The following is a 24,972-nucleotide window of genomic DNA, read 5'->3' on the forward strand; positions in this document are numbered from 1 at the left end:
ACTGTGGACCTGAGACCGGAGCTGCTGCCCCCGCCTGTGAGCCAGCAACGGCTCGACGAGTTGAGCCGCGAGATCGACCGGATCGCTGACCTGCTGGCCGACCGTTCTGAGAGTGCGGAACGTGAGTAGTTGTCCGTTTCGCGGTTGAGCTTGGGTGAGGGCTGCTGGTCATCGGGGTGCGGTGTGGTTCAGGTGCCGGGCTGGGTGAACAGGCCGGGTTCCGGTTCGGTGAGGATGCCCCTGGCGACCAGGCGCTTCAGCTTGGAGCGGATGCCCTCGGTGTTCTTCGGGACGATCGGCAGGTCGAGCGCCTGGCACAGGTCGCGGGCCCGCATCGGCTGCCCGGTGGCGGTGAACGCGGCGAGAATCTGCTGGTAGGCGGGGTGGTCCGGCGTCTCGGGGCGGTCCGGCTCTTCGGCGGGTGCGGGGGCGGGCAGAGCCAGGAGCGTCTTGCGGGTGATGCGCAGGTTCTCGCACTCCGCGTCGAACTCGCCGAGCTGCGCGGTGAGTTCCTCGATGCGGACGCGGAGTTGCGCCGCCTGGTCGGCCAGTTCGCGCTCACGTGTCTCCACGTATTCCAGCACCGCTGTGATCTGCGGGTTCTCGCTCATGCGGTCCTCCAGGAGGGGAGGGTGGCATCGGTGAGGCGGCGGGCCATGACGGAGGTCATCGCCCAGAAGACGCGGGAGCGGGAGGAGGCAGGGCGGTGTTCGTAGTCGCGTACGAGTCGGCGGTAGAACATCAGGATCCCGTTCGTCTGCTCCACGATCCACCGCTTGGCCTGCGGAACGAAGCCCTGGTCGGCCGGGTTGCGCTCGACGATCTCGACGTCGATGCCCACGTTCTTGCCGTGGTCGACCACCTTCTTCTTGAAGCCCTGGTCGACCAGGGCCTTCTTCACGGTGTCGCACTGCCCGGCGACACCGTCCAGCAGGGCGATGCCGGCGGTGTTCTCGTGCGCGGAGGCGGGCAGGACGACGCAGTCCACGACGAGGCCCAATACGTCGACGGCCAGGCATCTCTTCCTGCCCGGCACCCTTTTCGCGGCATCCTTGCCGGTCGTCGTGGCGGGGACGCCGACGGCGGCGTGGATGCTCTGCGTGTCCAGGACCACCAGGCTCGGGTCGGCTAATCGCTTCCGCTTCTCCCGCAGCTGCCAGCGCAGCAGGTCGTGAATGTCCTGGTCGGTGCCCTCGTCGCGCCAGAGGTAGAAGTAGTACTTCACCGCTCCGGGCGGGGGCATGTCATGGGGCAGGAACTCCCACTGACAGCCGGTGCGGTTCTGGTACAGGATCGCGTTCACGATCTCCCGCATCGCGTACTTCCCCTGATGGCCGCTGACCGACGGATGCCGGGCCTTCCATGCCGTGATCACGGGTTCGACGAGCTGCCACTGCTCGTCGGTGAGATCGCTCGGGTACGGCTTGCGCATGCTCATGCCATAACCCAAGCGAACCCCGAACGTCTGACCGGCAGCGATGCCCCAACGTCACACCATCGAGCGATGACAAGACCGGCGGAACGCCACATTCCGCACTCTGAGGAAGCCGACGAGGCGATCCGGGGCTTCAATGCAATGACCGGCCACGCTTACGTGGCCTACGACTTCGCTGAGTACTACGGAAGCAGGAGCCTGGACGAGTTTGCCAGGGAGGCGGCCCGGCCAGCTCGCCCCCGGGTCGCGGACATCACGAGGGACGAGCTCGTCGAGATCGTCGGCAGACTCCTTGCGGCAGACCCTGAGAGCGACTACTACCTGCTGCTCCTCAAAGCGAATGCGCCGCATCCCGGGGTCGGCGACCTCGTCTTCCACGCCTCGGACGGCATCCAGGACGCGTCTGCCGAGGAGATCGTCAACGAAGCCCTGAACTACCGACCGATTGCGCTCTGAGTCATGAGGATGAGAACGCTCGGCTTCGTGCCGCCTGGTGTGCTGCGAACGCCCGCAGACAGCGAATCCACTCGCCTGCCTCGAATGATTGCGTAGCTGTAGACTCCGGCGGCTGCGGACGACCCTCCGCCCGCACGTCCGCGACGTGATCACACCCCGAGGGACCGCCAGGTGGCTCCTGGTCGGCACGTACCGCGGAGGCGCGGGGGAGAAAGCGCACCGACGTGGCCCAGCCACTCTCCGCAGACCAGTTCCTCGCCGTCCTGAGGAAGTCCGGCGTCCGCGTCGTCGAGCACGGCAGCTGGCGCACCCACAACCGCAACCATAAGGGCGCCTGGGGCCCAGTCCATGGCGTCATGATCCACCACACCGGTCCGTACTCCACCGAGGCCGGCATGGTGGAGCTCTGCCGCACCGGGTACACCTCGCTCCCCGGTCCCCTGTGCCACGGAGTGATCGACCGCTCCGGCACCGTGCACCTCGTCGGCTACGGCCGTACCAACCACGCCGGGGCCGGCGACGACGACGTCCTGAGGGCTGTCATCGCCGAGAAGCCCCTGCCGCCGGACAACGAGGCCAACACCGACGGCAACGCGCGCTTCTACGGCTTCGAGTGCATCAACACCGGCGGCGGTCAGACGTGGCCGCCGGCCCAGCTCGATGCCCTGCACAAGGTCAGCGCCGCCCTGTGCCGGGCCCACGGCTGGACCGCGCCCTCGGTCATCGCCCACAAGGAGTGGCAGCCCGGCAAGCCGGACCCCGCCGGCATCGCGATGGACGAGTTCCGCGGCGCCGTCGCCGACCTCCTCGACGGCAAGCCGACGAGCCCGAAGCCCGCGGACGACAGGCCGACGTACGCCCCGTTCCCCGGCCCTGCCTACTTCCGCACCGGCCGGTGCTCCGCCCTGATCACGGCGATGGGCAAGCGGCTCGTGGCCGAGGGGTGCAGCAGGTACGCCAAGGGCCCCGGCCCGCGCTGGACCGACGCCGACCGCCGCTCGTACGCCGCGTGGCAGCGCAAGCTCGGCTTCTCCGGCGACGACGCCGACGGCATCCCGGGCCCTACCAGCTGGGCCAAGCTCCGAGTCCCCAAGCCCTGATCCCCACGTCGAGAGGTTCCTCCACCCATGGCCACTTCCAGCCGCACCCCCAAGCTCCTCGCCGACATCGGCGAGCGCGCCGTCCTCACGTATATCGAGGCGTTCCTCGGCCTCCTCCTCGCGTCCGGCACGACCAACGTGGTCACCCTGTCGGCGCTCGAGTCAGCGGCCATCGCCGCGATCCCCGCGGGCCTCGCCGTGCTCAAGGGCGCCGTCGGTTCCCTCCTCGGCCGCCCCCGCACGGCCTCGTGGCTCCCCGCGAGGTCCGACCCCGCCACCCCCACCACCAACAACTGATCACAGGAGCAGCCGCCATGCCCGACGGAGAGATCGCTCTGGAGCTCGCCGAACTCCGCCGCGCCCTCGAAGTCGGGCTGGCGCGCATCGACGGCCAACTCGCCCTCCTGGTCCAGCGCTCCGACCAGATCGACAAGGACGTCGAGGAGCTCGACGCCCGCATCACCGCCCTCGAACGAACCCGCTGGCCGCTCCCCGCCATCAGCACCCTCACCGGCCTCGCCGCCCTGGGCATCGCCATCTGGTCTGCGGCAGGCCGCTGACGGCTCCGGATCACAGAGCAGCGCGGAGAACAAGGAGAACGGATTGACCACGCCCGACCTGATCTGGGCCGCCCTGCTCGCGCTCGGCGCCGCCTACGAGCTACTCGCCCTGGCCGACGCCGAGGACGGCAACACCCTGTCCGAGCGCGTCCGCGCGTGGTTCCGCGTCCACACCCGCCCGGGCCGCGCGATCTTCGCGGCCGCTTGGACCGGCTTCGCCGTCTGGTTTCTCGTCCACATCCTGGGGTGACGCGGCCTGAACGCGGCAGCGCCCCGGGCAGAGTGCGAGTCAGATCCCGGGGCGCTGTTCCACAAAGGAAAGAGATATCCAGCGTAAGGGCCGGGTGGGGCAGGTTCAACCCAGGGCCTCAGCCCCACGTCTTTCACGACCGACTAGTTGTTGCAGTTGTCGACCGCAGCGCGTAGGAACCGTTCCGGTGGCACGGGGGAAGCCACCAGAACAGTTCCTGCGCAGCATCATAGGGTCAGTGCGGCCTCCACATCCCCGAGAGCGCAGACTGAGCCATCCCATGACCGCCCGGCGCGCCTCTACATCCATCCGACGTGCCGCAGAATCGGAACGACGCGGGTCACCGCGTAGAACGCGACGTGAGCTCCGTCAGCCTTCGGTTCGAACAGGGCGCACAGTTCATTGCGATTTCGCCCGTCATCCTTCAGTAGATCCCACTTCGTTGCGATATCGGCTATCCCCTGTTCGCTGGCAGCGCGAAGCAAGTCGTGCCCGCAGGCGGCATCGAGGGCGTCCAGCGACGTGACGTGTCGGAACAGAGGCCATCCGTCGCTCTCCCGGGGTACGACTATCCATGCAGTCATCCAGGTGTGGCCATCAGCAGTGAGATACACGCCGGCCCGGCGCCGTTCGTGCAGCTTGACCAGCGGTCGCGGCATGGTCGGCAGCTGGCTCGGGATCAGCGTGCGCAAATCACGCTCACCGTTGTCCCACCAGGTGTCTCGGATCACGACGTCAGACCTGTTCTTGATCTTGAGGATCCAGTCTTCTGCAGCGCCCGAAGACGGCTCCTTGGACAGCGTCTGACCGTCCACTTCAACGGGCCCCTTCGGGGGCTTGAGAGAAAGACCCCGCCTTAGAACGATCTTCAAGGAAGCGTTCACCCTCCGAACGAAGCGCCAATCACCAGAGAGGACGGGGATGCAACTCGTCGGACTGCAGGCGTGGCGAAACCGCTCGGCTTTCTGAACTCGCCTGATCAGACCGCGAGTTCAACCGCCCGCAGGGCGGCAACGTTAGAGCGCCGTTCCAGAACCTGCAACCCCCCGGAAGGAAGCCTACCGAAGACGGTCCATCAGCGAGTCGACTGGGTCAACTATGCTTGACGCATCAAGTTCGTTATATCTGCGTAGGCACGGAGGCGTCGTGGCGAAGAAGCGGTTCCCCTATCTCCTGGGGCACGCGGAGATCGCGCTCCTGTACGGAGTGGAGCGGCAGACCTCGCAGCTCTGGAAGACGCGCGGCGTGCTGGGAGAGCCGGACACCGTCGTCTCCGGCAACCCGTACTGGCTGCTGCCCACCGTCCTTGGACTGTCCGAGGACGGCAGTCGGGAGGTCGACGCCCAGCGGTTGAAGGAGTACAAGGCAGGCATCGCCGGCGGCTACCAGGTCGACGACCCCGCCGACCTTCCGGAGATCGTCGGCCTCAAGGAGATCCCCTGGATCTTCGGCAAGAAGTACATGGACGTCTACCAGTGGCGCGTGCGAAAGAGCCTCGCCCACGAGGACGCCGTGATCTCTGGATCGCCGCTGTGGCTGCTGGACACCGTCCTCGCGGACGCCCAGCAGCGCGGACGCGCCACGGTCCAGGAGGGGGTCGACCGGATTCGGGCGGGGGAACGCGAGCAGATCAAGCCCCGCGGTCGGAAGCCCTCGGCGGAGCCGAAGGCGGCGCCTCCGCCGCTGCCGGCGGCGCGCACCTTCACACCAGGTGAGCATACAGCGGACGATGTAGCCGCGTTCGCGGCGGAGCTCTTCGCTGGCGGATTCGCACTGACCGTACGACCGCGCCGGTAGAACCGGGTCGTGATTGACAGCCCGCGCGGGGCCTGGCCCGTATGCGCCAGGCCCCACCCGATCACGCGGCAGTGCGGACTTCCTTCCAGCGCTGGGCGATGGTGCTGTCCACCGAGTAGAAAAACTCCGTCTTGTAGTCCGGGCTTGGGCTCAGCCGCTCGACCCAGGTCATGGGCCAGTAGCGGCCGTCGAAGTGCTTGTTGAGGTGGCGGGTCAACGCGGAGAGCGCGCCGCGCAGCTGCAAGCGGTCGATGTCCAAGTTCTCAACCAGGTGCGTGGTGCTCACGTAGTCGCCGGGCTGCTCGGCAAGAACATCGAGCACCCTGCTCACGCTCTGGGTGGACGACAACTGAGTCTCAGCCAGCTGCCGCAGAATCTCCGCGGTCCACTGCTCGCTCAAATCCTCGCTGCCCGCCTTCCCCCCGCCCGTCTCCGCAGCCTCCGCGGACGCCGTGCCGGAGTGCCGAACGATGTACGCCTGCACCTCCGGGACGAGGTGCCGGGGCACCGGCACGTAGATGTACTCGCTGTCCTGATGGTCCAAGGTCCCACTCCCTCAGAAAGCTGCCGAGCTGGCTTGACTAGAAGCCTGACAGGCACCTGAGACCCCGTCTAGCCGATTCGGAAACTCTGTAACTCACGTGAGTCTTTAGGCGGCGACTAGGAATCACGCCGGCACCCCCACCCCGACGGGCCGCGAACTCCCCCTGACACGACCACTTCCACTACCCCGCCTCCTGCGAATGCGCCCCTGAGGCTCAGCCTCTAAGGTGTTCGACATGTGTGCAGACAGATCATGGCCGTACTCAGGGAGTGACACATTTGCACCGACAGCCAGAGCTGCCGCTCGAGATAGCCGACTGCCAGCAGCCCCACACCCGGCTCCAGGACGACAGCCCGACGCTCGACAAGCGGTTCGACGACTTCCACGCCTCGCACCCGTGGATCCTCGAGGCACTTGAGGAGCTCACCGCCGAGTGGATCGAAGGCGGCGGCGAGCGCATCGGCGTCAAGGCCCTGTTCGAGAAGCTTCGCTGGTCGTCGCCGCGCATCGCGAGCAGCGAGCCGTTCCGGCTGAACAACAACTTCACGTCGCGCTACGCGCGCCTTCTATGCGCGCGACACCCGGAATGGGCCAGCGTGTTCCAGCTGCGCAGCCTGCGCACGAGCAATGGCTGCCGATATCTCACACTTGACGGTAACGATCAAGTGAAATAGATTTTGATTAACTTCAATTGATCGCAACATGTGTTGCGACAGTTGCAGGTCTTTGAAGGGGACGATGTGCTTGGAGGGGATGTGGCCGACACTCCGGTCACCTGGCTCGCGATTCGCGAAGACCAGAAGGCGTTCGAGGACCAGCAGTTGCGCGCGCTGCGCGCGGCGTTCCCGGATCTGGTGGAGGCCAGTCCGGCGCAGCTGGGGATCTTCTTCCATTACTGCAAGGCGTCCGGGCTCGACCCGTTCGGCCGGCAGATCTACATGATCAAGCGCAAGTCGCGCGGCGAGATCCGCTGGACCATCCAGACCGGTATCGACGGCTACCGGCTGATCGCCCGCCGGGCCGCCGACCGGGCCGGGCAGTCCATCGCGTACGAGGACTTCGTCTGGTACGACGCCGACGGCGGCGAGCACACGGTGTGGCTGCGCGACGAGCCCCCGGCCGCGTGCAAGGCCGTCATCTGGCGCGGGGACGCCCGCTTCCCCGCCGTCGCGCACTGGCGGGAGTACGCGCCGAAGGTGTGGGACTACGAGGCCCAGGAGTACAAGCTCGGCGGGCTGTGGCCGCAGATGCCGGCCAGCCAGCTGGGCAAGGTCGCGGAGGCGCTCGCCCTGCGCCGGGCCTGCCCCGCGGACCTGTCCGGCCTCCACGTGGACGAGGAGATGCACGCGGCCGACGCGGCGGAGTCCCGCGAGCGAGTCCAGGCCGCCGCCACACGGCTGAGGACCGGAAGCGCTGAACAACCGGAGCAGTCTCAGCGGGCAGGCGAGGAGTCCTCGTCCGGCGATGTGGTCGAGGGTGAGGTCGTCGTGGACGACGACAACGGCGAAGCGGCATCGGACACCGCGTCGACACCGGGGAGCGAGACATCGCGACCGGTCGACCCTCGTGCCGAACTGGACAAGGCACGCGGCGAGGTTCAACAGCTGGCCAGCCGACTCGGCATGGGCTTCGACGCCGTCAACGAGCGGTGCTTCGACGACTTCGGCGTCTCCTACCAGGACGCCAACTCCGAGCAGCTGCGTGTCCTCCTCGACGTGCTGCGGCCGGATGGTGGGGCCGGTGACAACGCCTCCTCGCAGGACGGTCCCGAGGCCGAGGCCCCTGCCACGCGCCGCCGCGCCCCGGCCAAGAAGGCGGCACCGAGAAAGGCCGCCGCGAAGAAGGCGACGGCGCGGAATAGCACCGCCAAGAAGACCACGGCCGGCAGGTCCTCCCGGAGCAAGGCCGCCGCCGACTCGGCTCAGTAGCCCTTCCGCCCGCCATGCCGGGCGAGCAGACCACCCAACAGAGTGCGAGATCATCATGACCACCGACAGCACCACCGAAAGCGTCGGCGTCCCGGTCCCCGACCTGTGGAGGGGCGCGCATCGCGACGACCGCGCCCGGCCCCGGTCGCGGCAGCGCCTCCTCGGCCCCTCCTCGATCGGCCTGTGCAGACGCCGGGCCGCCTACGAGGTCCACGGCACCTGGCCGACGGACCTCGCCGACAACATGCACGCCGCGATCCTGGGCACCTGGCTACACGAGGGCATCCTCCGCGTCCTGCGGGAGCAGTACGGTGCCTGGACCGAGCTGGAGCTGACCGACGGCGTCATCCTCGGCCACGCCGACGCCTACTGGGCGCCGGGGGACGTGTACCGCCAGGCCGAGCGGCCCGACACGCCCACGGCCTCAGGCGACGTGGGCGTCGTGGAGGATGTGAAGACCAAGAGCACCCGGGCCCTCGACGTCGTCGTCCGCCAAGGGCCCAGCCAGGCCGAGTGGTTCCAAGTCCACCTGTACGCGCACCTGCTGCGCACCGGCGGCCTCAAGGATCACCCCAGCCTCCCGACCGGTGAACCCCTGCCGGTCGGCGTCGTACGGCTGCGGTACGTCGGCCGCGAGTACGGACAGGTCGTCGTCCACCAGCGCCCGTACGACGAAGACGTCACGAAGCAGGCCCTGGCGTGGGCCGAGGACGTCCTGGCGAGCACCGAGCCGGAGGCCATGCCGCGCGACCTCGACGGGCCCGGTCTGTCGATCATCTGCGACAACTGCCCCTTCAAGACGGCGTGCTGGAACCTCGACCAGCTCGCCGACGACCTCGCCCCGCAGACGATCCTCGCCGAGGACACCGCGGCCATCACCGAGGCCCTGCGCGCCTACGCCGACGCCGCCGAGGTGGAGAGCGCCGCGAAGAAGCGCAAGGCCAAGGCCCGCAAGATGCTGGACGCCTGCGACCCCGGCACGTACGGCGTCTTCAAGTTGTCCTGGTCCGGCGGCAGCCCGCGACCGCCCGCGCCCGATCCCGAGGCGATGATCCGCGTCCTCGAGGGCCTCGGCATCGACATCCCGCTGCGGCCCGGCGGGCGGACCTCGCGCACCATCGGCGTCTCCCGCCTCCCTGAGGCCGGCTGACGCACCGCGTACCCCGGGGCCACCCGCACTTGAGTACCGGCCGTGGTGGCCCCGGTCTCACCTGCTCATCGGACACACCCTTGGAGGGGGAACCATGTCCACACCCATGCCCCGCGAACGCCTCGCGGGCATCCCGGACGGCCCGGCGCCGACCGCCGACCCCGCAGAACCGCCCCGCCCGCTGAACGCGGACCTCATTCGGCAGCGCCTGACCGACTCGCTCACCTCCGCCTGGCCGCGCATGGCGTACGCGGACCATGTCGCGGAGGTCACCGACTCCGTCATGAGCGTCGTCCTGCCGCTCACCACCCGGCTGGGGAACGAGGTGTCCGGCTGGCAGTCCGAGGCCGCCCAGGCCCTCTCCGACCGTGACCGCGCACGCGCGGCCGCCGTCGCCCTGGAGCAGATCACCGCAGAGGCCGCCCGCCTCCTGCGTGCCGGCGTGCCGGGACAGGCCCTCGCCGTTCTGGAGAGCGACGGCCAGCCCCTCGGCTCGTGCGATGTCTCGTCCTTCGCCGACGACACACCGCGCGCCCGGTCTGCCGGCCACGGGGGCGCTCACCACGACCCGGACGAGGAGTGAGCGTGCCCACCACCTACGTACCCCGGCCACGCTCAGTGGCGTCCACGTACGTCATCAGCGGCACCGACCCCGCTCGCGAGCCCACCCGGCGCGTCTACGTCAGCACCACAGCCACGGGCGCACCCGGCGTGGACTTCCTGGCGGTCGAGCGGGTCGTCAACGGAGACCTTCCGCTCCCCAGCCTCAACGAGGTTGAGCAGGAACTCGCGGCGCGGCTCATGACCCGTGCGGAGCTGACGGCGGACGAGATCGCCGAGCGCCTCCGTGTGAAACCTCGCACCGTCAGCCGCTGGCGTGCGGCCTGGAAGAGGGAAGAGGAAGGCAGTTGAGCATCGAGGCCATGGCCTGGGCCTTCCGGCAGGACATCCCCAAGCCGGGCGCGAAGTTGGTGTTGCTCGCGCTGTGTGACTTCGCCGACGAGGCGTGGTCCTGCTTCCCCGGGCAGGCCACCCTGGCGGCCAAGACGAGTCAGGGGGAGCGAACCGTTCGCCGGCATCTGGAGTGGCTGGAGGAGGAGGGGTTCATCGTCTCGCACGCCCGGTTCTCGGACGGGCGCCGTACCAGCAACCGCTACACGATCCACGCTCCTCGTGCCCAGACGCCACCGCCGTCATCCTCACCGACGCCCGGTTCCGGCTCCCCAGCGCCGAAGACGGCGAGGGGCGGGAAGCAGAGCGGTGGGAAGCAGGGCAGCGGAAAACGGACGAAGCAGGCGGCCAAAACGGCCACTGGCCAATCTGACCAGCGGCCAGATTCGGCGGGGGAACCGGCCAAACTGGCCGGGGAACCGTCAGAGAACCACCAGAGAAACAACCCCCTACCCCCGGCGGACGGTGACGGCCGCCAGGGGGCAGGCGGCTGCGCGGCACACCCGGACTCCCCTGCCGCCAACTGCCGCTCCTGCGGCACCAGCCCGCGCGCCCGGCGCGCTGCCGCCGTCGCCAGAGAGAAGCGCGAGAAGGACCAGCGCGCCCGTGACCGGGACCGCCGTTGGTTCGAGGAGCAGCGGGAGCGTCGCACCCGCGCCGCAGAACTCGAAGCTCAAGGTGTCGTGGACAGGCCGCGTCAGGCCGCACGTGAGGCCATCAGACGCGATCGCCCCAGAGGGTCCAAGCCCCAATAAACAACACTTGACGCAAGGCGATCAAGATTGATAAAATGTTATCATTGTCACCAATCAGCCCCCACCCTCCGAAGGAGTCAGCCAGTGATTCGCCAACTCACCGCCGACGAACGGCGGGCACTCACCGACAGGCTCGCCGCTCACGGCATCACGCCCCGCCAGTTCACGCAGGCCCAAGAGCTGGCGCGCACGATGAGCGAGACCCTGGCCCGCACCTACGGCGAGGTGATCGGGCGCCGAGTAACCCCGGTGGAGTTCATCACCGACGTCCTCGGAGTCGAGGGTGCAGGCCGGCTCGTCGCATGCGCTCTGCGCGAGATCACCGACCGCCCGGACCTGTACCGGGACGCCTGACCGGTCGCACCTCCTTCGCGCACCCATGACATGTGTGGTGACAGACATCTGACGCCGCCCCATCCAGGCTGGCCGTCCTGACCAGAGTGCGAGGAACCCGATGAGCAGCATCCCCCTTTCCGACATCGCCGCGATAGTGGTCGCCGCCCGCGTGCAGGGCCCGCCGACCCTCCGTACCGCCCCTGGCGGCAGACCCGTACGCGTCCTGACACTGCGCGGCACCCGCCCCGGCGAGCTGTACGACTTCACGCTCGACGACGGTCACCGTCGCTGGTGCCTGGAGTCCGTCAGCCACGCGAGCGGCTTCGACATGCACGGCCGCACGCTCGGCAAGCGCCTGTCGGCCCGGCTGAATGCCCTGCACGGCACCGCGGCCGAGCACTTCGGCCAGCCGTCCCCGGCAATCCCGTAACGCCATGCCCATCACGGGCCCCGGGAGCGCCGGGGCCCGGCATCCACGAAGGAGAGAGCGAAGTGGACCAGCCCATCCAGCCCACCCGCGAGCAATTACTGCACACCGAAGCCGCCAAGTACGGCATCGCTCCGGCCGTGATCGACCGCGTGGTCAGCGTCATCGCCGCTGTCCAGCGCCGCGACCGCGCCGAGTTCCGCAAGAACTACGGCGGAGAGATGACGCCGGACCAGTGGCTCGCCGCCTACGGCGTCTCCGGCTTCAGGGAGCTGTGCGCCCACGCGGCCCGCCAGGCCGGCCTGGGCGACGACGACGTCTACGTGATCCTGCGCATCGTCTCCGCGGTGGCCCCCGCGCCCGAGCAGCACGACGATGACCGCCCCATCCAGTTCTGGGCCCGCCCCCTCACCGACCCCGAGGAGGCGACATTCCCCGCGTACCGCGTCAGCTACAAGGCCCCCGGGGCCGACAGCACCCTCGGCTTCGACTGGTCCGGCGCTCTGCTGCGCCGCACTCTGCGCGAAGCCGTCCGGCGCGGCCAGGGTGCCGCGGGCCTCGAGGAGGCGACCGGCGTCGTCGTCTTCACTGACGGGGATCTGCCCGGCGCGTACGTCGCGCGTCCGGCCCCGGGGCACACCCAGCCCGCGTGTGCCCGCTGCCACCAGTGGGAGCGGGAGCACACGCTGCACGAACGCTTCGGCTCCTGCGAGCGGTTCGTCGCCTCGGCGGCCCAGCTCAGCGCGGTCGGCACCCCGTAGCGCCGCACCCCCTCCCGGGGCCGCGCCGGTGCGAGCGGCCGTGGCCCCGGGAGGGTCCTCCCCATTCCCTTCGCACGCAAAGGAGTCCCCGCATGTCCCGAACAGCATGGCGCGTGGGCGGCGCGCAGCGGCAGGGCCGCCGCGAAGTCCAGGCGGACGCGTTCTCCGTCGGCGGCGACCGGGCCACCGGCCGTATCGCCGTGGCTGTCACCGACGGAATCGGCGACACCTCGGCTGCGGCAGACGCCGCCGAGCTCACCGCCGGCGCGGCCGCCACCACCGCGCTCGCGTCCACACCCGAACTCGGCTGCCTCGGTGCCCGCAGCAAGCTCGCCGCCAGCGGCGTCACCGCGGACGCATCCATCGTCACCGCGCTGTTCGACCCGGCCCACAGCCGTATCCGGATCGCCTGGGCCGGGCTGTGCCGCGTCTATGCCCTCACCACCGACGGTGAGCTCCAGCGCGTCACGTACGACCACTCGCTCGGCGAGCGCATCCGCCATCACTCCGCGCAGAGCGGCCCGTTGCCGATGTACGACCGCAAGGTCACGCGCACCGTCGCCCGCCATGAGTTCGTGACCACGTCCCTGCCCGCGCGCGGCACCGCCAGCATCCTGCTGTGCACCGACGGCGTAAGCCAGAACGTCACCGACCAGACCATCATCGCCGCGCTCCTGTGCGACGACCTGTACGACGGCGCCGAACTCCTCGCGGCCGCCGCCGGCATCGACGGGCCGGACAACGCGACCGCCATCGTCCGGCGTCGCAGCGCCTGTTGATCGACCCAACACACATCAAGGAGGCAACTTCCATGGATGACGAGCGACTTCGACCCACTCAGCTTCCGCTCAACGATCTCGCGACCGCCTACGTCCAGGCGGGCCAGACGCTCTTCCTCGCGATCCTCGACGACATCGCCGCCCGAGTACGCCTGGCCCACCCCGAGGCCGCCTACCTGGAGATCGGCATCGACGCCGACGGCGACGTCGAGCTGCACGGCATCTGGAGCGCCCAGGAGTCCGCGATCGGCACCTGCCGCCTCCTGTACGACCCGCATGACGACCCGGAGCAGGAGTGGCGGGACGGGCCGCTGGACCTCGACGAGCTCGTCGACGACCTCGGCCGCGTGCTTACCGGCTCGTTCCTCCACCACTGGGGCGTCGTCGAGCCGCACCCCGTCTACGAGCACCGTGACCGCCGATGGCTCGTCCTCCCGCCGGCGGATCGCGCCGCCACCGTCGCCGCGATCGTCCGCGGTCACGTCCCCGACGCCGAATCACTGATCTGCCGCTTCGCGGAGCGCGGCGAACGCATCGCCGTCGGCTTCGAGCAGGTCACGCTCAGCGGCGGCGGGACGATCAGCGTCCCGTGCCCGCTCTGCTCCCCGGAGACCGAGGACGGCCCGTGGCCGCGCGACGTCTCCCACGAGCTGGCCCGCATCCTCGGCCAGCTCTACGCCCTGCCGCACCTGCGCGGCCGCCACCTCACCCCGTGCGTCGACATCACCGCCGAACACGAGGGACAGCTGTGGCAGCTCGTCTTCCCGTACCGCGACCACAAGAAGGGAGCCGAATCGTCATGACCAGCAGCGAAGCTCCACGGACCATCGACGCCCGGCGCCACCTCGAACGCGCCGTCCGCATGGTGGACCAGGCCCAGGAACGGTACGAGGTCGCGATGCTCGACTTCGTCGCCGCGCGCCTCGTCGAGGCGTACCCGGAGACCACGCACATCACCTTCATCCACGTCACCGCCGACGGCGTGATCGAGCTGGACGGTCTGTGGACGACCCGCGAAGACAGCACGGAGGAGCTGATCCTGGACGTACGCCGGGACAGCGGGATCACCGCGTTCGATCCCGGTGAGATCGGCGACGACCTCACGTACTCCCTCGACCGGCTGAACTCGGTCGCCTGGAGTGCTGTACGCCCCGAGCCCCTGCCCGGCAAACGCTGGGTACTCGACATCCCGCCCGTCGACCGTGCCGCGCGCATCGCCGATCTCGTCCGCGCGCACCACCCCGACGCGGGCCTGCTCACCGTCGATCTCTCGCCCATGCGGCCCCGCGTGGCCGGCGTGACCACGGTCGGCACCACGGGCGTCAGTGCCACGGTCCACGCCGAGCCCGACCGGCCGCTGTGGCCTGAGGAGGCCGGCCGGATCATCCGCGGGCTCATCTGGCAGATCCGCTCCCTGCCGCACCTGCGCGCGCGATACCTGACGCGGGTCGGCGGCCCGTCGGAGGAGACCGCGTACCTGCTGCTCCCGCAGACCGAGACCGGCGAGGAGAAGGGAGTGTCATGCCCCTGACCATCGAGCGCACGCCCGCGCCTGCCGTCCCCGCCGTACACGCCCAGACGATCGCCGCGAACGTGCTGCAGACCTGGCCGATGACCATCGGCCTGACCATCGAGTACGTCGCCCACCACGACCAGGGCCCGCACGGTGCCGTCACCTTCGCGGTCGTACGCGCCCGGGAGACGTGGCCGAGCCCGGCGCTGATCCGCTGCGACGGCTACGGCCACATCGCCCGCGGCTGCGAGCACCCCCGCCCCGACGGGCGCCCCTGCTGGCACCCGTCGGCACCACACCTCTCCCTGCGTGACCAGGGCCTGTGCGCGCGGCACCTGCCACCGCTCGCCGTCCACGACTGGGTCAGGCACCCCGAGCAGCCGCTCTACGGCCGCGTCGCCCGCGTCGAGCCGGACGGCACGGTCGCCGTCGCCTTCGTGGGCGGCGAGCTCACCCTGCACGCCGGCCAGGTGCCCCGCGTACCTCCGCACATCGCCGAGGAGCTCGACCGAGGGCCTCTCCACGCCCCGGTGCACCTGATCGACGACTAGCCACAGACCTCCGGCGTCGTGTGCGAGACGGCAACCGGAGCCAGCCGACAACTCCCATCCACAATCGAAAGAGAGTCGTTCAGCATGAGCGGTCACGCCGTGATCACCGTCAGTTTCACCAGATCCGTGTACGCGCACGAGCTGCGTCCCGGCGACGTGTTCGCCTTCCCGGACGCGCCGAGCACCCCGCTCGCCGTGGCGGGTGTCAAGAAGACCGTCCTCTCCCCCGAGCTCGTCCTGCTCGCCCTGACCCTGCCCGGCCGCACTGAGCCGATGCACCTCCCGGCCCAAACACCGGTCCGGGCCCTCCGCATGGTCCGCCGCGTCTCCCTGACCTGCCTGCTGTGTCGCAGGAGCCAGGACGTCGAGCTCAACCTCCCCCACGACGGCGAACCCCTCTCGTTCGTCTGTGCCGACCACGCCCCCGCCCCGGACCGGGAGGCCGAGTGATGGCGCTCCACTACCTCAGCGCCGTTCAACTCCTGCGCCGCGCCGACGAGGAGAAGGCCCGGGCCCTGTACGCGGACGTCATCGAGGCCCTCGAACAGCACAGCACGGACGTCGGCGTGGACTGGTGCGGCAACGAGCTGAACATCACCGTCCAGCTCACCAACGACGGCGAGCAGTACATCGCGATCGCCGGCCGCTACTCGCTCCCCTGGCACAACGACCGCAGCGAGATCGGCGGCTGGAAGGCCGTGCATATCGACAACACCTTCGGCACGGCCAAGGTCATCTACGACACCACGACCGACGAGGACGAGCCGCCCGGCGACATGTCCCTCGAACCCCTCGCCGAGGAGGTCGGGACGTACGTCGGCGGCTGGCGCGCCGAGCACGGATAGCCCCAGCCCACCCGCACCACATCACGCCAGGGGGCCGAGCCCGCGCAACGGCCGGCCCCCTACCCCACTCATGCCTGAATCACGAGAAAGGGCACCCTCGTGCTCACCTTCACCGTCGGCAGCGGTCCGGCCCTCGAGGTCGCCGAATACGCCGACTTCGACACCGGTCAGGCCGTCTACCGCGTCACCGGCATCGGCACCTTCACCCTCGGCCGGGACCCCGACCACCACCCCGAAGCCGACCAGGACCCGATGGAGGAGATCCTCCACGTCGCGTACGGCAGCGGACCGCTCGGCTTCCAGATGGACGAGGCACCGGTGCTGTTCGGCCTCACCCTGGCCGGCGCCGAGTCCTTCACCCGCGCCGCCCTCGTCTCGGGCGACCTGCGGCTGCGCCCGTACCGCCTCATCCTCAGCGCCCCCGTCCGTGCCCCGAAGGGCACGGCGCGCCGGGCCACCGCCATCGTGTCCGCTCTGGCTCGGCACTGGCTGGCCCAGCCCTGGGCACCGGAACTGCGCCGCGCCCACGAACACCACTGCGCGCCCAGTTCCCTGCACCGGTACGGCGGACTCATCGCACAGCACGAGGAGCGCATGCGACGCCTCCGCGAGGACCACGCCTACTACATCCAGCGCGCCGAACGTGCCACGACGATCCTGCAGGCGGGCCCCGTCCCCGCCCCCGAGGGCGCCCCACCACACCCGTTCACGTCGCCGGACACGACGACCCATTCGGCGGGGCGGTGAGCGCCGTGGCCCAGTTCGACTTGTTCGGCGAGGTGGAGCAGAAGTTCGAGGAGCGCGCCAAGCGGCGCGAGGAGAAAGCCGCCAAGCCGCCCATGCCGCGCTCCACCCCCGCCTCGCGCCGTAAGCACCGCGCCTTCCCGGGCGACCCGCACCGGCACGCCATGGAAGTCGCCGAGAACGTCATCGCCGCCTGGTTCAGCCACTACGGCGGCAACCGCATGGACGTCCCGCTCGGCACCATCGCCGCGCTGTCCTTCTTCCGGGAGCCGCTCGTCAGCGACTGGCTCCTCACCCTCGAACCGTCCCAGCTCCCGCCACTCCTGCGGGAGGTCTGGGGTGTCCAGTGGATGGCCCGCCCCGACCTCATCGAGGTCGCGCGTCCCCTGCACGACTGGGTGGAGGAGGACCCCGACGAGTACCAGCTGCGTGCCGTCCAGGCCGTCATCCACACCGCGATCTACAACGGGCTGTTCGACCTCACCGCGAGCGACGACCCCTATGAGCGGTCGGAGGCCGACGTCCTCAGCCCCCTGCTCACGGGCCTGCGCCACAAGAGCGACAAGAAGTGGCGCGGCGAGTACCACACCCCACCGTCGGTCTCCGACCTCATGGCCGAGATCCTCGTCAACGACACCGACCACGGCCGCACCATCCGCGAACCGGCCCTCGGCAGCGGCGGCATGTTCCGCTCCGTCGTCCAGACCCTGCGCCATCACGGCCTCAACCCGCACGACTACACGTGGCTCGGCAACGACATCGACCGCCTCGCCACCGCCTGCGCCGCCGTCAACGCGATCACCTGGGACCTCGGCCCCAAGACTGCCATCTGGTGCGCCAACACCCTCGCCACCGAGGACGCCGGCCTCACCGAGGCCCTGGCCGAGCGCACCGCGGTCATCAAACACCGCAACGCGGTCGTGGAACAGGCCCTGTTCGAGCGGAAGGCCCGACGGCTGCTCGGTGCCCTCGACCAGCTCTTCGAAGGAGCCGCGGCGTGACCGTTGTCTCTGCCCCTCACCACACCACCAGGAAGGACGATTCATGAGCCCGACGAAACCAACCGCACACAAGACCTCGGACGCACCGAAGAAACAGCGGGTCTTCCCCGCGGACTTCGCCGAGTTCGTCGCCGCGACCGCCGCCGCACTCGGCGACGGCTGGACCGTCGACGCCGACGACGAACCCCACCCGGGCCCGTCCGCGTACCTCGCCCACCCCGACGGCCGCCGCATCGGCATCAAGCACCTCTGGCGAGGCGAGGCCGTCCAGACCTGGGCGCTCGACGTACCGCCCCGCGAGTTCGAGGAGGGTGACCGCGACGCCGAGTCGTACGCCGACAGCCTCAAGCACCTCTCCCCTGGCATCCGCTACAACGTAGGCGTCCACTTCACCAACAACCCGCCCGCCGCGACCGCGGCACGGAACATCCGCACCCGACTGCTGCCGGCATTCGATGGCGAGCGCCCACCGCTGCGCGCCTTCCCCAAGAAGCCTCCCCGCCGTGCTCCAGCCGCCGAGAAGAACCCGGCGGCCGCCAAAGCGCCGACGAGCGGCGACAACCCCGAGCCAGAGCAAGCGACCGCCGCCAAGGCCCCGGCGAAGACCCCACGTCGCACGGCCAAGAAGGCGCAGACGCCCGCGAAGGCCACCGAGCCGAAGAAGCGGACGCCAGCGCCCCGGTCACGCCGCGCCACGACGACGGCCAAGGCAACGAAGGCGCAGGACACCAAGGCGCAGAAGTCGAAGCCGACCGAAGCCGCCACCAGTAACTGATCAGCCCCTGGGTACGGGGCGGTCCGCTCGCCGCCCCGTACCCGCATCCCATTGGAGAATCTGAGAACTGTCATGACACAACTCGACCTCTTCGGAGAGAAGCAGTCCGCCACGGATCGCAGGTCCGCCCGCGAGGCTGAACGCGACGCCCGAGCCGCCCGCCACGGCGCCTATCGCGAATCCCTGAAGATCGACTGCTGTACGGGCAAGCCCATCCCGCTCGACGAGAGCGGCTGCCCGCAGTACCGCTGCGTACGCTGCGGCGCCCTGGCCTTCGCGGGCACGTTCGCCTTCAACCACGACTGCGGGTGGGCCGGCTGCTACGCCGACACCGAACCCACCCGCGGTACCGGCAAGACGACCCACGACGTCGGCCTCTCCACCTACCGGCACGACAACCGGCACCACCCCCATTGCGCCCGCCCTGGGTGCGGCCACGCACGCGGCGTCCACCAGAACGTTCCGCGCACCGCGCCTGAGGACTCCAGCTGCTACGAGTACTGCGGCTGCCGGGGCTACCTCGCTCCTGTCCCCGCCGAGACCCGTGAGGAGGTCGGCAGTGCTCACCACTGAACAGCTCGCCGCCATCGCCGCCCTGCGAGACAAGACCGTCCCGGGCCCCTGGGGCGTCATCAGGATCGACATCGAGGAAGGCGTGACCAGCTTCCTCATCGCCGACAGCAACGACGACCGCGTCGCCTCCGTCGACGTCGCGCACGAGGGAGACCCCGAAGCCCTGGCCGGCGCCGAGGCAGACGCGCACTTCATCGCCGAAGCCCGTGCGGTCGTCGACCTCCTTCTGGACGAGGTGACCCAGCTCCGCGCCAAGCTCGCCCGTACACCGCCTCCTCGGCGCCGCACCTGGGGCGACCGACTTCGCCTCAGGAACCGAGCGGACACCTGATGTCCACGAGGACACCCGGTTCTCACCGCCCACACAGGGCATTGAAGGGGTCGGCAAGAATGGCTGGATTCGAACGGCCCCGAGATCGCCTCAAATTGGGCACAGTGGACACCTGACGCTGTGCCTCGTCCAAGAAGACACGTGACCGCAAGGGCGGCCCAGACTCATGCCCGGGCCGCCCTTCGCTCATGCCCCCTCTGTTTCGTCGCCATCCAGAATCTCGAGCGCCGACGGCACATCATCGGGGCTCGCCCAGCCGGCGACCGGTAGAGGGTCAATGAGGACACGAGGCGCGTCATCGTCGTCTCCCCAACCCGGCGGAGGGTCACCGAGGGCCGAAGGCGCGTCGACGTCCGCCCAAGTCGTGATGGGCGGCTCTGCCTGGCCAGATGCATCAGAGCGGTCAGGGTTCATTTCTCTCTCCTCCAACTGTCGTGGCAGGGCTGGTTCAAACCTTGAGGTACAGAGCGAGTGCCACCCACACGGCGACGGCCAGCGTCATCGCCGGGATGAGCGCGGGATACGACACGGCGGTGATCCCTGCAACCACGGCGCCCAGTGCGGCAATCGCGGTGCGTTCGGCCTTCATGTTCTTCCTCCATCACATCGACACGGCACCCGTCAGCGGGGCCGAGGCCGACGATGAAGGACCGCGGGGTTAGCCGCGCAACCCCCTTCATCAAGGCCGAGGTCCACCGCCCTTCCAGGCGACCGAGGAAGTGAACCCGCGCCGCGAAGGGCAAGCGGTGCTCACGGAACCGAACCAGGTATCCGATCAGGGCGTCGAAGTCGCGCAGGTGAGCCTCCGTCCCCGAACGGCTTCGGCGGGGACGCCACGGGGACAGGGCGGGGACATGAGGGACCGTCGGGGACACAGCGGGGACGTAGTGCGTAGGACGGCGCGGGAGCGATCGGGACCGTTCGGGACGCGACGGGAGCAGAATCCTCGCAGGTCAGATACCGTAAGCGCGGCCAACTGAGCACGCTCGCGGCGTCCGGCCTGGTCAGCGCCACCCACCGCCCGAGCGAGCCAAAAGCGATCTTGGCTTTCTCCTAAAGCGGGTGTCGCAGGTTCGAATCCTGCCGGGGGCACCAGTTCAGAAGGGGCTCACCTACAAATTTTCGTAGGTGAGCCCCTTCTGACATCCACGTCTGACATCAACGCGGGCGATCACTCACGATCAGGACGACCAGGGCGCCGCTTCCTGAGCAGCCGGTCCATGTGACTCATGGCCTCGCGCTGCGTGTCCTGGACGACGTGGGTGTAGACCTCCATGGTGATGCTGATCTGCGAGTGTCCGAGGATCTCCATCACGACACGGGGCGCGACTCCGGCCGCCGTGAGGAGCGTGGCCGTGCCGTGCCGGGCGTCGTGCAGCCGGATAACCCGGAGGCCGGCGGACCGGGCGACGCGGGTGAAGGAGCGGTACAGGTTCCGCGGCTCCACCGGGCGACCGGTGCGGGTGGTGAAGACGTAGTCCGACTTGCCCCAGGTCTCCCCCGCCTTTGCCCGATCCACCGCCTGCCGCATCCGGTGCCAGCGCAGCGGTGCGATGCAGAGCGCGGGCAGCGGGACGGCACGGCGACGACGGCTCTTGGGATCGTCGTCGTACAGGATGCCCCGGCGTCGCTGCGTCTGCTGGCGGACATAGAGGACGCGGTGGTCAAGGTCGACGTCCGACCAGCGCAGGTCCACGATCTCTCCCCGGCGGAGCCCCATGGCGATGGCGAGCACGAGGGCCGCGTAGAGCGGGTCAGGCCGGGACGCCGCCAGGAAATCAAGTGCGGCTCGCTTCGCTCCCCGCCCGCGGCCCGGCCCCCGGCCGGGCCTGCACTCCTGTCTCCGCCCCGCTCCAGCCCGGCCAGCGCCCGCACCGCGCTCGCAGCAATCAGCCACCTGATGCCAGAGAAGGGGTGCGTCGTGGCTGGGGCGGTCGGCTCCACGGCTTTAGGCAGCCACTTTGGCGCGAGCCTCGAAGATCATGACCCCAACGTCGTGCTTTACCGGGCAGGTCCACAGACCACCCGACGCGCCGGAAGCTTACGGGGCCATGATCACTCGCGCCAAAGCAGCTCCAGCCCAAAGCCCCTCCCCCGACCGTCTGCAGCACACACCAATAATAGGGCTGATGTTCGAGGAGTGAACTGTTGTTACCAATGTGCAGAAACGGGTTGCTTGTGAAGCGCGGGTGGGATCACCATGAACCATGAGGATGATCCGGGCGCGGATTGAGAACTTCCGCTGCCTCCAGCTAGCTGAAGTGCGCTTCGACAACGTCACTTCAATTATCGGCCCCAACGGTGTCGGCAAGTCCACGATCTTGCGTGCACTCGATTGGTTTTTCAATGGCGAAAAGGGCACGAGCCTAAGCGTCGACGACCTCTGCGTTAACGCTAAAGGCAGCAGGATCCTCGTCGAGGTCGAATTCGATTCGCTTACGCCAGACGATCGCAATGAACTCGGGTACTACGCCCCCGAAGGGGTGGATAGTGTACTGATTCGGCGCACATGGCAAAACGGCGAAGATAAGATCACGGGCAAGGGGCTGACCTTCCCTCCGTTCGAGTTGGTCCGGAGCCAGCTTAGCGCGACCACGAAGCGTAAAGCTTACAACACACTTCGCGAGGAGCGTCCCGAACTTTCTCTTCCTTCTGCCGGAAGCGAAGCTCTAGTAGACGAAGCGATGATCGTCTGGGAGAGAAACCATCCCGACCAACTCGAAGAGTCCGAGATCCAAGCTACAAACTTTTTCGGGTTCGCCGGGAAAGGCAAACTATCCAGCCTCTTTGAGTTTATCTTGGTTAGCGCAGATCTGCGCGCCCTTGAGGAGTCGACTGACACTCGCTCTGCAATTTTCGGCCGAATTATCGAGCGCGCCGTAGACAGGCGAGTCGCGGATACAGAGCTAGCGGAACTGGACGCTCGCCTGAATCTTGAGCGTGCCCAGATTTCGACAAAAAACTTCGGCCCACAGCTTGAGCTGATTTCCAAGGAACTAACCAAAGCCGTGGAGGTTTTCTCTGCTGGCCGAGACGTCCTTGTCTCTCCTGTGGAAAGCTCACACAAGCCCGTTAAAGCATCATTCAAGGTCAGTATTTTAGACGGCCCTGTTGAGACTGGCGTCGAGCGTCAAGGGCATGGATTTCAGCGAGCGATGATTATCGCTGCCCTGAAGCTCCTTTCGGATAGAGGTAGCGAGGGGCCTCGCTCCAAGGCTGTGTGCCTGGCCATCGAAGAACCCGAGCTATACCAGCACCCTGTTCAAGCGCGCGCCTTCTCTCAAGTTTTGCGAAAAATCGCAGAAGACCCTAACCAGAGAGCCCAGGTGGCCTACGCCACTCACAACCCAATTTTCGTGGATCCTCATCATTTCCATGAGATTCGGCGCATAAGTAGAGTCGGTAAGGGGAGCTTCGAGCGGGCCATCTCAATCGCACATGTCCGAGTCGAGGACGTATTAGAAGCACTCTCCGGCTTCGTTCCGGAAGACCGTGTGAGAAAACAGATCGGTGCAGCTATTCTCCACCGTCTGGCCGAGGCTCTATTTGCATCCGCTGTAGTACTCGTAGAAGGCGACACAGATAAGGCCGTGCTGGAAGGATGCGCTACGCGCAGCGGCTGCCCTTTGGCCGTCGAAGGGATTCACGTAGCGGACGCCGGCAACAAGACGGCGATTTACTTGAATCACGCAATTCTGAATCTACTCGGCATTCCATGCTTTGTAGTATTTGACGCCGATTCCGGAGTTGGCGTTCGCATGGAGCAGAAGGGGAGGACTCAGCGCGATATCTGGAATGCGGAGATTTCGGAGAGAACCGAGAATCACCGACTATTCTTGTACCTCGGTCACCATAATAAGCCCGATTGGCCGCCGACTCACGCGGAAAGCGACTTCGCCGTTTTCGCTGACCGTCTCGAAGAGCTAATCAGTAATGAATGGCCTGAGTGGGGGGTCAAGATCAATGAACTCATTGAGTCCGGCCTCGGCTACAGCGAAAAGAATTCATACACGTACGCGAGGGCTTCGATCGAAGCTGAAGGGGAACCGCCGATCGTGATCAAGCAGATCATCGAAAACGTAAAAGCGATGGCCAGGGAGGGCCAGTGATGAATAGATCACCTGTGGCATCATCTAGTATCGCCTCTATTGGCTACGAGGCGGCAACGATGCTGCTTGAGATTGAGTTCTCCTCCGGCGTCTATCAGTATGATGCCGTGCCGGAGCACATCTACATGGAATTGATGGCGGCTCCGAGTCACGGGCGTTACTTCGCGCGTGCCATCAGAGATTGCTATGCATACCGAAAGGTCGCCTGATGCTTTGTGTGGGCCCCTGACGAGCGCTGTCGTACTCCTCGCTACCAGGTGCGGCCGAGGCTGCACCTGTGTTACTGGCTCGGCTGCCCCCCGTCCCACCCCCGTAGCGCCACCGAAGGAGCACGATGATGGCTGGCACCGGCATTGACGACCTGTCCAAGTACGAGTCTGGGACCGACCCATTCACCGCGGCCGAGCTGAAGGCGATTGCCTGCTTCCGCGAAGACCTGTCCGGCATCCCGGACATCGCCTTCACGGGCTTCGACGCCGATGGGATCCGCCGCCTCGCGTCCGAACACGGAGTTGGCGAAGCCCGCGAAATGCTGCACTCGTTCTCTACCGACCTCCTCAACCGCTGGTGGCTGGCGATCCTCTCGTTGGAGAATGACCTGCCGACCAGCACCGACGAGTCCGCCCGGCACAGCGCGGCCGCCGCCCGGTACGTCGGCCACCTCACCGCCCAACACCTCAACGCCTGCGCGAAGTTCGAGCACGCCGTCACCATGTGGTTCCTGGACCTGGACACGGACCTCTCCTCCCCGCTGTATCTGAACAGGGACGGGGATGAGTGAGCCACACTGGGGCGACGAGGAAGTCATCGATGCCCCGGCGTGTCCCGAATGCAGCCACCCCATGAAGTCCGGCGGCATCGTCCTCTCCAAGCGGGAGGACTATGGCCGGCGGACGTGTCGCACGCTATGGAGATGCGCTGGTCAGCATGTCTGGTGGCGCTGGGCCGATCGACCGGATGAGCCTTTGGATGCCTGTCCGGTGCCGGAGCTGCTCCGCTGACATCCAACGCTGACATCAACGACCCCGGATAAGAGCGACACACAACGGTCGCGGACGGCACCGACGCACGAGGCGAGGCCTGACCGGGCCGGGGTTTGATCGAACTCCTAAAGCGGGTGTCGCAGGTTCGAATCCTGCCGGGGGCACAGCCAGAAGGGCCAGTTCAAAGGAGCGACCTCCTCGAACTGGCCCTTTCGCATGATCGCGGCCGTGCCACGGATGTGCCACTACGACCCCGCGCCACCCGGTCTCTCACGGATCACGGCTCCCGGTCATTCCGCGATGGCAAGGCCCCGGCGG

The 24,972-nt window shown here is 68.0% G+C and carries 35 protein-coding genes and 1 pseudogene; 30 read left to right on the forward strand and 6 right to left on the reverse strand.

All coding sequences use genetic code 11. The features are described 5' to 3' along the window. Positions 1-3: 3 nt before the first annotated feature. Complete coding sequence (locus DDQ41_RS32405) at positions 4-129, forward strand: hypothetical protein (RefSeq protein ID WP_262508442.1); 126 nt, start codon at positions 4-6, stop codon at positions 127-129. A gap of 59 nt (positions 130-188) precedes the next feature. Here DDQ41_RS32405 and DDQ41_RS12465 read toward each other — a convergent pair whose 3' ends face one another. Next, entirely contained in the window at positions 189-611 is a 423-nt protein-coding gene (locus DDQ41_RS12465) for a hypothetical protein (RefSeq protein ID WP_109294570.1), read from the reverse strand. Continuing rightward, positions 608-1,438, reverse strand: coding sequence for an IS5 family transposase (locus tag DDQ41_RS12470; protein ID WP_109294486.1), 831 nt, complete (start codon positions 1,436-1,438; stop codon positions 608-610). Before DDQ41_RS12470 ends, DDQ41_RS12465 begins: the two co-directional genes overlap by 4 nt. 66 nt (positions 1,439-1,504) lie before the next feature. Between DDQ41_RS12470 and DDQ41_RS32000 the strand changes: the two genes are divergently transcribed. The 5 genes from DDQ41_RS32000 (at position 1,505) to DDQ41_RS12495 (ending at position 3,801) form a co-directional block, all read left to right on the forward strand. Continuing rightward, on the forward strand, positions 1,505-1,891 hold the full coding sequence (locus DDQ41_RS32000) for a hypothetical protein (RefSeq protein ID WP_217364432.1): 387 nt from the start codon (positions 1,505-1,507) through the stop codon (positions 1,889-1,891). A 224-nt stretch (positions 1,892-2,115) separates the two neighbouring features. Beyond that, positions 2,116-2,991, forward strand: coding sequence for a peptidoglycan-binding protein (locus DDQ41_RS12480; RefSeq protein WP_109294571.1), 876 nt, complete (start codon positions 2,116-2,118; stop codon positions 2,989-2,991). A 27-nt stretch (positions 2,992-3,018) separates the two neighbouring features. Next, a complete protein-coding gene (locus DDQ41_RS12485; protein ID WP_109294572.1) occupies positions 3,019-3,288 on the forward strand; it encodes a holin in 270 nt (89 codons plus the stop codon). Positions 3,289-3,305: 17 nt separating this feature from the next. Then, positions 3,306-3,551 carry a hypothetical protein gene (locus DDQ41_RS12490; protein WP_109294573.1) on the forward strand — a complete coding sequence of 82 codons (246 nt, stop codon included), beginning with the start codon at positions 3,306-3,308 and terminating at the stop codon, positions 3,549-3,551. Between the two features lie 43 nt (positions 3,552-3,594). Continuing rightward, the gene (locus DDQ41_RS12495; protein WP_109294574.1) at positions 3,595-3,801 is read left to right on the forward strand and encodes a hypothetical protein; all 207 of its coding nucleotides are present in this window, start codon (positions 3,595-3,597) and stop codon (positions 3,799-3,801) included. A gap of 299 nt (positions 3,802-4,100) precedes the next feature. Here DDQ41_RS12495 and DDQ41_RS12500 read toward each other — a convergent pair whose 3' ends face one another. Further along, the gene (locus DDQ41_RS12500; protein ID WP_109294575.1) at positions 4,101-4,616 is read right to left on the reverse strand and encodes a hypothetical protein; all 516 of its coding nucleotides are present in this window, start codon (positions 4,614-4,616) and stop codon (positions 4,101-4,103) included. 331 nt (positions 4,617-4,947) lie between these two features. Here DDQ41_RS12500 and DDQ41_RS12505 point away from each other — a divergent pair, with 331 nt between their 5' ends. Further along, the gene (locus tag DDQ41_RS12505) at positions 4,948-5,598 is read left to right on the forward strand and encodes a hypothetical protein (protein ID WP_262508443.1); all 651 of its coding nucleotides are present in this window, start codon (positions 4,948-4,950) and stop codon (positions 5,596-5,598) included. A gap of 61 nt (positions 5,599-5,659) precedes the next feature. On the opposite strand, the gene DDQ41_RS12510 is transcribed toward DDQ41_RS12505, so the two are convergent. After that, on the reverse strand, positions 5,660-6,142 hold the full coding sequence (locus DDQ41_RS12510) for a hypothetical protein (protein WP_109294577.1): 483 nt from the start codon (positions 6,140-6,142) through the stop codon (positions 5,660-5,662). Between the two features lie 239 nt (positions 6,143-6,381). On the opposite strand from DDQ41_RS12510, the gene DDQ41_RS12515 reads away from it, so the two are divergent. The 20 genes from DDQ41_RS12515 (at position 6,382) to DDQ41_RS12610 (ending at position 19,562) form a co-directional block, all read left to right on the forward strand. Then, the gene (locus DDQ41_RS12515) at positions 6,382-6,816 is read left to right on the forward strand and encodes a hypothetical protein (protein ID WP_162602661.1); all 435 of its coding nucleotides are present in this window, start codon (positions 6,382-6,384) and stop codon (positions 6,814-6,816) included. 81 nt (positions 6,817-6,897) lie between these two features. Beyond that, complete coding sequence (locus tag DDQ41_RS12520; RefSeq protein ID WP_162602662.1) at positions 6,898-8,070, forward strand: recombinase RecT; 1,173 nt, start codon at positions 6,898-6,900, stop codon at positions 8,068-8,070. A 55-nt stretch (positions 8,071-8,125) separates the two neighbouring features. Then, complete coding sequence (locus DDQ41_RS12525; RefSeq protein WP_109294580.1) at positions 8,126-9,220, forward strand: PD-(D/E)XK nuclease family protein; 1,095 nt, start codon at positions 8,126-8,128, stop codon at positions 9,218-9,220. Between the two features lie 94 nt (positions 9,221-9,314). After that, the gene (locus tag DDQ41_RS12530) at positions 9,315-9,803 is read left to right on the forward strand and encodes a hypothetical protein (protein WP_162602663.1); all 489 of its coding nucleotides are present in this window, start codon (positions 9,315-9,317) and stop codon (positions 9,801-9,803) included. Positions 9,804-9,805: 2 nt separating this feature from the next. Continuing rightward, a complete protein-coding gene (locus DDQ41_RS12535; RefSeq protein WP_109294582.1) occupies positions 9,806-10,132 on the forward strand; it encodes a helix-turn-helix domain-containing protein in 327 nt (108 codons plus the stop codon). Next, positions 10,129-10,926 carry a helix-turn-helix domain-containing protein gene (locus DDQ41_RS12540; protein WP_109294583.1) on the forward strand — a complete coding sequence of 266 codons (798 nt, stop codon included), beginning with the start codon at positions 10,129-10,131 and terminating at the stop codon, positions 10,924-10,926. Before DDQ41_RS12535 ends, DDQ41_RS12540 begins: the two co-directional genes overlap by 4 nt. 84 nt (positions 10,927-11,010) lie before the next feature. Further along, positions 11,011-11,280 (forward strand): hypothetical protein, encoded by a 270-nt coding sequence (locus DDQ41_RS12545; protein WP_109294584.1) that lies wholly within the window; start codon positions 11,011-11,013, stop codon positions 11,278-11,280. A gap of 100 nt (positions 11,281-11,380) precedes the next feature. Further along, on the forward strand, positions 11,381-11,692 hold the full coding sequence (locus DDQ41_RS12550; protein WP_109294585.1) for a hypothetical protein: 312 nt from the start codon (positions 11,381-11,383) through the stop codon (positions 11,690-11,692). Between the two features lie 62 nt (positions 11,693-11,754). Then, complete coding sequence (locus tag DDQ41_RS12555; protein WP_109294586.1) at positions 11,755-12,450, forward strand: hypothetical protein; 696 nt, start codon at positions 11,755-11,757, stop codon at positions 12,448-12,450. A 92-nt stretch (positions 12,451-12,542) separates the two neighbouring features. After that, positions 12,543-13,229, forward strand: a complete 687-nt coding sequence (locus DDQ41_RS12560; RefSeq protein WP_162602664.1) for a SpoIIE family protein phosphatase — start codon at positions 12,543-12,545, stop codon at positions 13,227-13,229. 32 nt (positions 13,230-13,261) lie between these two features. Then, on the forward strand, positions 13,262-14,032 hold the full coding sequence (locus DDQ41_RS12565) for a hypothetical protein (protein ID WP_109294588.1): 771 nt from the start codon (positions 13,262-13,264) through the stop codon (positions 14,030-14,032). Then, the gene (locus tag DDQ41_RS12570; RefSeq protein ID WP_109294589.1) at positions 14,029-14,760 is read left to right on the forward strand and encodes a hypothetical protein; all 732 of its coding nucleotides are present in this window, start codon (positions 14,029-14,031) and stop codon (positions 14,758-14,760) included. The genes DDQ41_RS12565 and DDQ41_RS12570 overlap by 4 nt, the downstream gene beginning before the upstream one ends. After that, positions 14,751-15,293 carry a hypothetical protein gene (locus DDQ41_RS12575; RefSeq protein WP_109294590.1) on the forward strand — a complete coding sequence of 181 codons (543 nt, stop codon included), beginning with the start codon at positions 14,751-14,753 and terminating at the stop codon, positions 15,291-15,293. Before DDQ41_RS12570 ends, DDQ41_RS12575 begins: the two co-directional genes overlap by 10 nt. Before the next feature lie 84 nt (positions 15,294-15,377). Beyond that, positions 15,378-15,743 carry a hypothetical protein gene (locus DDQ41_RS12580; RefSeq protein WP_162602665.1) on the forward strand — a complete coding sequence of 122 codons (366 nt, stop codon included), beginning with the start codon at positions 15,378-15,380 and terminating at the stop codon, positions 15,741-15,743. Continuing rightward, positions 15,743-16,138: a hypothetical protein gene (locus DDQ41_RS12585; protein ID WP_109294592.1), complete on the forward strand. Its 396-nt coding sequence runs from the start codon at positions 15,743-15,745 to the stop codon at positions 16,136-16,138. The genes DDQ41_RS12580 and DDQ41_RS12585 overlap by 1 nt, the downstream gene beginning before the upstream one ends. A 99-nt stretch (positions 16,139-16,237) precedes the next feature. After that, positions 16,238-16,885, forward strand: a complete 648-nt coding sequence (locus DDQ41_RS12590) for a hypothetical protein (protein ID WP_109294593.1) — start codon at positions 16,238-16,240, stop codon at positions 16,883-16,885. Between the two features lie 5 nt (positions 16,886-16,890). Further along, positions 16,891-17,883 carry an N-6 DNA methylase gene (locus DDQ41_RS12595; RefSeq protein WP_162602666.1) on the forward strand — a complete coding sequence of 331 codons (993 nt, stop codon included), beginning with the start codon at positions 16,891-16,893 and terminating at the stop codon, positions 17,881-17,883. A 43-nt stretch (positions 17,884-17,926) separates the two neighbouring features. Next, the gene (locus DDQ41_RS31240; protein ID WP_162602667.1) at positions 17,927-18,658 is read left to right on the forward strand and encodes a hypothetical protein; all 732 of its coding nucleotides are present in this window, start codon (positions 17,927-17,929) and stop codon (positions 18,656-18,658) included. A 72-nt stretch (positions 18,659-18,730) separates the two neighbouring features. Continuing rightward, complete coding sequence (locus DDQ41_RS12605; RefSeq protein WP_109294595.1) at positions 18,731-19,231, forward strand: hypothetical protein; 501 nt, start codon at positions 18,731-18,733, stop codon at positions 19,229-19,231. Continuing rightward, complete coding sequence (locus tag DDQ41_RS12610; RefSeq protein WP_109294596.1) at positions 19,218-19,562, forward strand: hypothetical protein; 345 nt, start codon at positions 19,218-19,220, stop codon at positions 19,560-19,562. Before DDQ41_RS12605 ends, DDQ41_RS12610 begins: the two co-directional genes overlap by 14 nt. A gap of 448 nt (positions 19,563-20,010) precedes the next feature. Here DDQ41_RS12610 and DDQ41_RS31245 read toward each other — a convergent pair whose 3' ends face one another. Further along, positions 20,011-20,151: a hypothetical protein gene (locus DDQ41_RS31245; protein ID WP_162602668.1), complete on the reverse strand. Its 141-nt coding sequence runs from the start codon at positions 20,149-20,151 to the stop codon at positions 20,011-20,013. A gap of 582 nt (positions 20,152-20,733) precedes the next feature. Continuing rightward, positions 20,734-21,345: pseudogene (locus DDQ41_RS12615) on the reverse strand (tyrosine-type recombinase/integrase); the annotation flags it as partial. A gap of 424 nt (positions 21,346-21,769) precedes the next feature. Here DDQ41_RS12615 and DDQ41_RS12620 point away from each other — a divergent pair. From DDQ41_RS12620 to DDQ41_RS12630, 3 genes are all read left to right on the forward strand, one after another. Continuing rightward, positions 21,770-23,671: an ATP-dependent nuclease gene (locus DDQ41_RS12620; protein WP_109294597.1), complete on the forward strand. Its 1,902-nt coding sequence runs from the start codon at positions 21,770-21,772 to the stop codon at positions 23,669-23,671. Continuing rightward, positions 23,671-23,880, forward strand: coding sequence for a KTSC domain-containing protein (locus DDQ41_RS12625; RefSeq protein WP_109294598.1), 210 nt, complete (start codon positions 23,671-23,673; stop codon positions 23,878-23,880). Before DDQ41_RS12620 ends, DDQ41_RS12625 begins: the two co-directional genes overlap by 1 nt. Positions 23,881-24,005: 125 nt before the next feature. Continuing rightward, complete coding sequence (locus tag DDQ41_RS12630) at positions 24,006-24,452, forward strand: hypothetical protein (RefSeq protein ID WP_109294599.1); 447 nt, start codon at positions 24,006-24,008, stop codon at positions 24,450-24,452. Positions 24,453-24,972 lie beyond the last annotated feature (520 nt).

This window comes from Streptomyces spongiicola (genome assembly GCF_003122365.1).
Taxonomy (GTDB): Bacteria; Actinomycetota; Actinomycetes; order Streptomycetales; family Streptomycetaceae; genus Streptomyces; species Streptomyces spongiicola.

What these genes read in the sequence shown, in the direction of transcription:
- DDQ41_RS12565 (WP_109294588.1), top strand. Translation starts at nt 13,262, where the DNA reads ATGGATGACGAGCGACTTCGACCCACTCAGCTTCCGCTCAACGATCTC.
- DDQ41_RS12620 (WP_109294597.1), top strand. Translation starts at nt 21,770, where the DNA reads ATGAGGATGATCCGGGCGCGGATTGAGAACTTCCGCTGCCTCCAGCTA.
- DDQ41_RS12560 (WP_162602664.1), top strand. Translation starts at nt 12,543, where the DNA reads ATGTCCCGAACAGCATGGCGCGTGGGCGGCGCGCAGCGGCAGGGCCGC.
- DDQ41_RS12625 (WP_109294598.1), top strand. Translation starts at nt 23,671, where the DNA reads ATGAATAGATCACCTGTGGCATCATCTAGTATCGCCTCTATTGGCTAC.
- DDQ41_RS12575 (WP_109294590.1), top strand. Translation starts at nt 14,751, where the DNA reads ATGCCCCTGACCATCGAGCGCACGCCCGCGCCTGCCGTCCCCGCCGTA.
- DDQ41_RS12490 (WP_109294573.1), top strand. Translation starts at nt 3,306, where the DNA reads ATGCCCGACGGAGAGATCGCTCTGGAGCTCGCCGAACTCCGCCGCGCC.
- DDQ41_RS12550 (WP_109294585.1), top strand. Translation starts at nt 11,381, where the DNA reads ATGAGCAGCATCCCCCTTTCCGACATCGCCGCGATAGTGGTCGCCGCC.
- DDQ41_RS12585 (WP_109294592.1), top strand. Translation starts at nt 15,743, where the DNA reads ATGGCGCTCCACTACCTCAGCGCCGTTCAACTCCTGCGCCGCGCCGAC.
- DDQ41_RS31240 (WP_162602667.1), top strand. Translation starts at nt 17,927, where the DNA reads ATGAGCCCGACGAAACCAACCGCACACAAGACCTCGGACGCACCGAAG.
- DDQ41_RS12530 (WP_162602663.1), top strand. Translation starts at nt 9,315, where the DNA reads ATGTCCACACCCATGCCCCGCGAACGCCTCGCGGGCATCCCGGACGGC.
- DDQ41_RS31245 (WP_162602668.1), bottom strand. Translation starts at nt 20,151, where the DNA reads ATGAAGGCCGAACGCACCGCGATTGCCGCACTGGGCGCCGTGGTTGCA.
- DDQ41_RS12630 (WP_109294599.1), top strand. Translation starts at nt 24,006, where the DNA reads ATGATGGCTGGCACCGGCATTGACGACCTGTCCAAGTACGAGTCTGGG.
- DDQ41_RS12570 (WP_109294589.1), top strand. Translation starts at nt 14,029, where the DNA reads ATGACCAGCAGCGAAGCTCCACGGACCATCGACGCCCGGCGCCACCTC.
- DDQ41_RS12470 (WP_109294486.1), bottom strand. Translation starts at nt 1,438, where the DNA reads ATGAGCATGCGCAAGCCGTACCCGAGCGATCTCACCGACGAGCAGTGG.
- DDQ41_RS12485 (WP_109294572.1), top strand. Translation starts at nt 3,019, where the DNA reads ATGGCCACTTCCAGCCGCACCCCCAAGCTCCTCGCCGACATCGGCGAG.
- DDQ41_RS12465 (WP_109294570.1), bottom strand. Translation starts at nt 611, where the DNA reads ATGAGCGAGAACCCGCAGATCACAGCGGTGCTGGAATACGTGGAGACA.
- DDQ41_RS12525 (WP_109294580.1), top strand. Translation starts at nt 8,126, where the DNA reads ATGACCACCGACAGCACCACCGAAAGCGTCGGCGTCCCGGTCCCCGAC.
- DDQ41_RS12605 (WP_109294595.1), top strand. Translation starts at nt 18,731, where the DNA reads ATGACACAACTCGACCTCTTCGGAGAGAAGCAGTCCGCCACGGATCGC.
- DDQ41_RS12580 (WP_162602665.1), top strand. Translation starts at nt 15,378, where the DNA reads ATGAGCGGTCACGCCGTGATCACCGTCAGTTTCACCAGATCCGTGTAC.
- DDQ41_RS32000 (WP_217364432.1), top strand. Translation starts at nt 1,505, where the DNA reads ATGACAAGACCGGCGGAACGCCACATTCCGCACTCTGAGGAAGCCGAC.